The following is a 6,225-nucleotide window of genomic DNA, read 5'->3' as shown; positions in this document are numbered from 1 at the left end:
CACCTGCACCGGAACAGCGCCCGTCAAGGCGCTACGCGCCATGCCTGGCGCACCAATAAAAAAACCGGGCATCTGCCCGGTTTTTTTATACCTGCCGAAAACCCTTTAGCCCCGAGACAGCAAATCCCGCATGTCGCTGATGGCCGCATTGGCCCGTGACAGGTAAGCCGCCATGGTCAGGGAGTGGTTGGCCAGCACGCCAAAGCCGCTGCCATTCAGGATGACCGGGCTCCACATCTCGCCCTGGGTTCCCTCCAGCTCGATGATAATCTGCTTCAGGCTGGCCATGGCGTTCTTGTCCTGCAACACCTTGCGGAAATCCACCTCTATGGCCCGGAAGATATGCAGCAACGCCCAGGCGCTGCCGCGGGCCTCATAGAAAACGTCGTCCACTTTGGTCCAGGGGGTCTGCACTTCGTTGGCGCCGGTTTCCTCCGCCAGCGGATTACCTTCTTCCACGTTGGCCACCGCGTCGGAAACCGAGGCCTTGCCCACGCTTTCGCCCAGGTTTCTGGAAAGGCTACCAAGGCGGGTCTCGAGATCGGCCAGCCAGCTGTTCAGGTTATCCGCGCGGGCGAAGAACTGGGCGTTGGCCTGTTCGGGCGCGCTCAGGCGATTCAGATACCGTTTGAGAGCCTCAATACCGCGTCGGTACTCGGCTTCGGTGGACGGAATGGCCCAGCTTTCGCTGTCGAAGTGGAACTGGGGTTCTGCGATCACCAGGTCCGGGTCTTCGGCGGACTGGCTCTGGGACCTGGCGATGTCACGACGCATGGCCCGGGACAGATCCCGCAACTGTACCAGGACGCCGTACTCCCAGTTGGGAATGTTGTCGAGCCACACGCCCGGCGGGAAGATGTCGTTGGACAGGTAACCGCCGGGTTTCTCCAGCAGGGTTTCGGCGATGCGGATCATGGTAACAGTGGTGGCAAAACCGGTGATGGGTTCCCGTTCCATCGCGTTTGCCACCGAACGAGTGTGCTCACGTACCGAGAAGGTATCGGGCTCACTGCTCCAGTACATCCCGAGAACCACGGCCACCAGCAGGTACACACCAACCACGGCCAGGATCAGTTTACCGATGACGCTGCTGCCGCCGGCGTAATCCTGTACATCCTCTTTCCGGTCCCTGAAATACTGTCTGATTCTGCCTGGCATAGAGCACTCAATCCCCTGTCTGTTGGTTATCAGCGGCAAACGGTCGACCCAGATGGTACCCCATGGCCCCGTCAATACCCAGCTGACAGAGTACCGAGTATTCGGCCGCCGTTTCCACTCCCGTGGCAAACACCTTCACACCGCGACTGTGGGCAATCGCCAGCACCGACTCCACATAAAACCGGTTGTCCTCGTGGGTGTCGATGTCGTGAATAAAACTGTTATCGATACGCAATCCCTGAAACCTCAGATTTCTCAGGTAGCTGAAGGGCACGCCGCCCACACCGAAGCGGTCCACAAGCACCGGAACACCCCGACGCCCGAGCGCCCGCACCAGCAGGCCCGCCGCCGTGCGGTGATGATGAATGGCCTGTTCAGAGATGCCAATCCAGAGGTTGCCGGCAAGCTGGCCCGCCTGGTCCAGTTGTGCCAGCAGGTCCGAGCGGAAACTTTCGCTGGCGACCGAGGCGTTGCCCAGGGTGATGGCCAGTGGCTGGTCCGGAAAGGTGCCCAGCCGCTCCAGCACCCGCTCAATGAGCAGGCGATCGAGATCGGCAATCAGACCAAAACGCTCGGCCAGGGGCACGAAGGTGCCCGCCTTCAACGATCCTTCCGCCGAATCAATGCGGGAGAACACCTGATGGTAAACCGGCATCAGCCGACCCTCATTCACCATGGGCTGTAGCCAGAGCGCCAGCGTTCTCTGGCGGATAGCCTGGCTGATGATGACCCGCCAGGTTTCCAGGTTGTGGTGGCCATCCCGCTCTGGGTCTGCCAGATGGCAGCCACTGCCGTTCCGGTTCTGGGCGGCACGGAGGGCCTCGTCGGCAGCGGCCATCAGCTCCCGGGCGCCCCGTCCTTCCAGCGTTTTTGCCAGGCCGGCGTGAACCGAGGTATCGATGGGCGACGCCAGGTCGGCATAGACGCCATCGAGATCCGCAACCAGCTGCCGACACCAGACACCGGCGTCGGCCGCCATCACCCCGGGCAGAAAAATCGCAAACTCGGCGCCGGTGCGGCGCCCGGCAAAGGCGCCGGCATGCTGATTCACGAAGTCTGACACCACGCTCGCCACCCGCAGCAACAGGCGGTCGGCGTCGTTGCGACCGTAGGCCTGGTTGTAACCGGCAAAATCCGCCAACTGGATCAGGATCAACACCCCTGGCGCCGCCTTCTCCTCGGACTCCACTTCCACCTTCAGGCGCTGGTCAAACGCACTGCGGCTGGCCAGACCGGTCACCGCATCTTCGTTGTTGACCCGACGCAGGTGCTGGATCAGCCTGGCCTGCCCTTCAAAGAGCTGGCCGAGATCATCGGCCATCCGGTTCATGGCCTCGGTAACCTGATTGATTTCCCGGGTGGAGTTAACCGACACCCGCTTGCGGAAGTCCCGCTGGCCAAGGGCCCTGGCCTGGGCTTCCAGTGCCCGAAGCGGTTGCAGGGTTCGTCGCAACAACAGGAACACCGCAAACAGTCCGAGGCCGCCAATGATCGCAGTGCTGGTGGTCAGGCCCACGGTGATGCGCCACAGGTCCTGATAGGCCCGGCCCGGGTGGCTGATGACCTGCACCGTGCCCAGCCGGCTCCAGCCCCGGACCACCTCTGCCTCTGCCACCGGCAACGGCAGGTCTGCCAGTGACCGGAACCAGGACGGCACCGCTATGTTCTGAAGGGTCATCGCACGACCAGCAATCTGCTCGTCCTGGTGATTCCGGTAGCTGATGGAGAGGTAGCGACCACTGTCGAACACCGAATCGATCAGCGACGCCGCGGCAACCGGGTCGCGATCGTCAATGGCGTTGGAGAGCGACAGACCGATGGCGGTGGCGCCATCACGGGCATGGCCGGCCAGCTGGTCCGACACGTAATCGCGGAAATAGCCGTAGCTGGTCACGAACACCGCCACCAGCAAGGTGATCAGCAGAGCGCCGGTGAGAACCAGAAGAATGGTGCTGAGGGTCGCCACTCCCCGCTGAGTGCGTTGCTTGATGAACTGCTTCCATGCCATGGAGGTGTCTCCGGACCGGCTGTGCGGCAACTGGCGGGTCGATTGTGACCTGCACCTCAGAGTTGACAAACATTTACACAGCGCAACCTACGCCGACAACATTAAACACTATAGACTCTGCAAAGGGACTAAGGTTGAAAAAGTGGTCCGGGGCGAGACCACCCAAAACGAAAAAAAGAGACAGGCCGGAGCAGCATGAACGACGAAAGCCAGAAGGAAAAACTCAGGCAGCATTTCGCACGCCGTGTCACCACCCAGGCCCGGGTTGTTCTGGACACCTGGCAGAAGATCCACGAAAACCGGGAAACGGCCCCCGGTCATCGCAACGAATTCGTTGCAGCCATCGACAAGCTGGTGCGCTACGCCCAGCGGTTCGAAATGGCCAGCCACGCCAGGGCCGGTGAATCGCTCCGGGAACTGACCAACCGGTGGGAGCCGGAAACGCCACTGGACGATGCCCTTGCCCGACAGCTGCAGGATGCCATTGAAGGCCTTTCCCACAGCACCCTGCGCCGCACCGACCTGAACAGTACCGAAGCCCCGCACCAGTTCCGTCGCACCCCGGTGTACATTGCCCTGGCCAACCAGGAGATGGCGGGCCGCCTCATTCGCCAGCTGGAGTTCTTCGGCTTTCGCGCCTCGGCCTTCGCCAACGCCGAGGAACTGACCGAGGCCTGCGCCCTGCACAAGCCGGAAACCATTCTGGTGGATGTCAATTTCACCGGCGAGACCAACGCCGGCATCGCCACCATCGAGACGCTTCAGGAACGCCACGACACGCCCATCCCTATCATTTTCATGAGTGACGAGGACGGCTCCATCGAGACCCGCCTGAGGGCCTCCCGATGCGGCGGCGAGGAATTTTTCTATCCGGCGGTAGACCCCGGACAGCTGATCGAGAAAATCGAGACCTACACCCACGGCAACACCGTCGAGCCCTACCGGGTGCTGGTGCTGGACGACTCCCGGGCCCAGGCCAAGTACATGGAGACGGTCCTGAAGAAAGCGGGCATGACCGCCCACATCATTACCGACCCCATGCAGATCATCCACGCCCTGGAAGAATTCTCGCCGGAGATCATCATTCTCGACATGTACATGCCCGGCTGCACGGGCATGGAGATTGCACGGGTCATCCGACAGCAGGACCGCTTCCACAGCGTGCCCATCATCTACCTCTCGGCGGAAGAGGACGTCACCAAGCAGTTGCACGCCATGAGCCTCGGCGGCGATGACTTCCTGACCAAGCCCATCGACCCCAAGCACCTGATTGCCACCATCCACAACCGGGGCCGCCGGGCGCGCTCGCTGCTGGCCCTGATGATCCGGGACAGCCTGACCGGCCTGTTCAACCACACCCACACGCTGCACCTGCTGGACCAGGAGATTGTCCGGGCCCGGCAGAAAGACCAGCCGCTGTGCTTCGCCATGATCGACATTGACTACTTCAAGAAGGTGAACGACACCTTCGGCCACCCGATTGGCGACCGGGTCCTCAGAAGCCTCTCGATGTTTCTGAAGCAGCGGCTGCGCAAGACCGATCACATCGGCCGGTACGGCGGCGAGGAATTCGCCATCATCCTCCCCAACACCCGCCCGAGCGATGCCCGCAACGTGCTCAATGAAATCCGGGAGCGGTTCTCGGAACTGCAGCAGCCGGCCGGCGATCGGGAGTTCAATGTCACCTTCAGCTGCGGCATATCGGCCTGGAATAACGAAACGTCCCAGGCGCTGTGTGAGCGGGCCGACCGCGCCCTTTACACCTCCAAGGAACACGGTCGCAACTGCGTTACCCTGGCCGAGACCTGAGTTCGGCAGCCAGCTCCCCCTCCCTGCTCCGACACCAGCCAGCCGGGCGCGGCACCTGACCGCCCCGGCCCCGGGCTTTATGAAACCAACGTCGTATGGAAGTTCCGGTCATCGTTGACGACAATTCCTGTCATCAGCAAAAAGGTCCGGTTTCGATTCATTTGCCGTCTTTTTACGACCAATGGACAACACGGACGAATGTCAAAAAGTGTTGATCTGAGGGATATAAGCACGCACCATTGGGTGAACATGCCGTTAAATTCGGCGATCCTGTAAAAAGACACCAAGGCAGCCAGCACCATGTCGACAATTCTCGTACTCCATGGCCCCAACCTCAACATGCTCGGCAGCCGCGAGCCAGAGGTCTATGGCTACGAGACCCTGGCCGACATCGATGACCGCCTGCGCTCGGTAGCGGCCGAACACGGCCACCACCTGCTGCACCTGCAGTCGAACGCGGAGTACGAGCTGATCGAACGGGTGCACGAGGCGCGTGCGGAGGGCGTGGATTTCATCATCATCAATCCGGCCGCCTTCACCCACACCAGCGTCGCACTCAGGGATGCCATGCTGGCCGCCGGCATCCCCTTTATCGAAGTGCATCTTTCCAACGTGCATGCGCGGGAACCCTTCCGCCATCACTCCTATTTCTCGGATATCGCCGAAGGCGTTATCTGTGGGCTGGGCAGCCAGGGGTACGATCTTGCCCTCCAGGCCGCCCTGACACGCATACACCGATAGAACTGACACACGGGACTGGACTGACTATGGATATTCGCAAAATCAAGAAACTGATCGAGCTGCTCGAGGAATCCGACGTCGAGGAGCTGGAGATTCACGAAGCCGACGATTCGGTGCGCATCTCCCGTCGCCGCGAACCAGCCGCAGGCACCCAATACGTGAGCCACTACCCGGCGCCTGCGCCGGCTCCCCAGCCTGCTCCGGCCCAGGGTGGCTCCGCACAGGCCTCCGAGGAATCCGCGGCACCGGCCGCTCCCTCCGGCCACACCGTCAAATCACCGATGGTCGGCACTTTCTACCGCTCGCCCTCACCCACGGCCAAGGCGTTCGTGGAAGTCGGCCAGAGCGTGAATGTGGGCGACGTCATCTGCATCGTTGAAGCCATGAAGATGATGAACCAGATCGAGGCCGACAAGAGCGGCACCATTACCGAGATTCTGGTCGAGAATGGCCAGCCGGTAGAGTTTGACCAGCCCCTGGTCGTCATTTCCTGAACGCGGTGATAGCAA

At 61.5% G+C, this 6,225-nt stretch carries 5 protein-coding genes; 3 read left to right on the top strand and 2 right to left on the bottom strand.

Features of this window, described 5'->3' with window-relative positions:
* Positions 1 to 105: 105 nt before the first annotated feature.
* Positions 106 to 1,158 (bottom strand): DUF2333 family protein, encoded by a 1,053-nt coding sequence (locus ACFC20_RS09290; RefSeq protein ID WP_375192746.1) that lies wholly within the window; start codon positions 1,156 to 1,158, stop codon positions 106 to 108.
* Positions 1,159 to 1,165: 7 nt separating this feature from the next.
* Positions 1,166 to 3,166 (bottom strand): EAL domain-containing protein, encoded by a 2,001-nt coding sequence (locus tag ACFC20_RS09285; RefSeq protein ID WP_375182988.1) that lies wholly within the window; start codon positions 3,164 to 3,166, stop codon positions 1,166 to 1,168.
* Positions 3,167 to 3,361: 195 nt separating this feature from the next.
* Between ACFC20_RS09285 and ACFC20_RS09280 the strand changes: the two genes are divergently transcribed.
* From ACFC20_RS09280 to accB, 3 genes are all read left to right on the top strand, one after another.
* Positions 3,362 to 4,975, top strand: coding sequence for a diguanylate cyclase (locus ACFC20_RS09280; RefSeq protein WP_375192745.1), 1,614 nt, complete (start codon positions 3,362 to 3,364; stop codon positions 4,973 to 4,975).
* Positions 4,976 to 5,275: 300 nt separating this feature from the next.
* The gene (gene aroQ, locus ACFC20_RS09275; protein ID WP_375192744.1) at positions 5,276 to 5,716 is read left to right on the top strand and encodes a type II 3-dehydroquinate dehydratase; all 441 of its coding nucleotides are present in this window, start codon (positions 5,276 to 5,278) and stop codon (positions 5,714 to 5,716) included.
* A 26-nt stretch (positions 5,717 to 5,742) separates the two neighbouring features.
* Positions 5,743 to 6,210 carry an acetyl-CoA carboxylase biotin carboxyl carrier protein gene (accB, locus tag ACFC20_RS09270; protein ID WP_375192743.1) on the top strand — a complete coding sequence of 156 codons (468 nt, stop codon included), beginning with the start codon at positions 5,743 to 5,745 and terminating at the stop codon, positions 6,208 to 6,210.
* The last annotated feature ends 15 nt before the right edge of the window (positions 6,211 to 6,225 follow it).

The organism is Marinobacter sp., from assembly GCF_041984545.1.
Classification (GTDB): Bacteria; Pseudomonadota; Gammaproteobacteria; order Pseudomonadales; family Oleiphilaceae; genus Marinobacter.
Note: the sequence above shows the minus strand (reverse complement) of the source record. Positions and strands in the feature narration are given on the sequence as shown.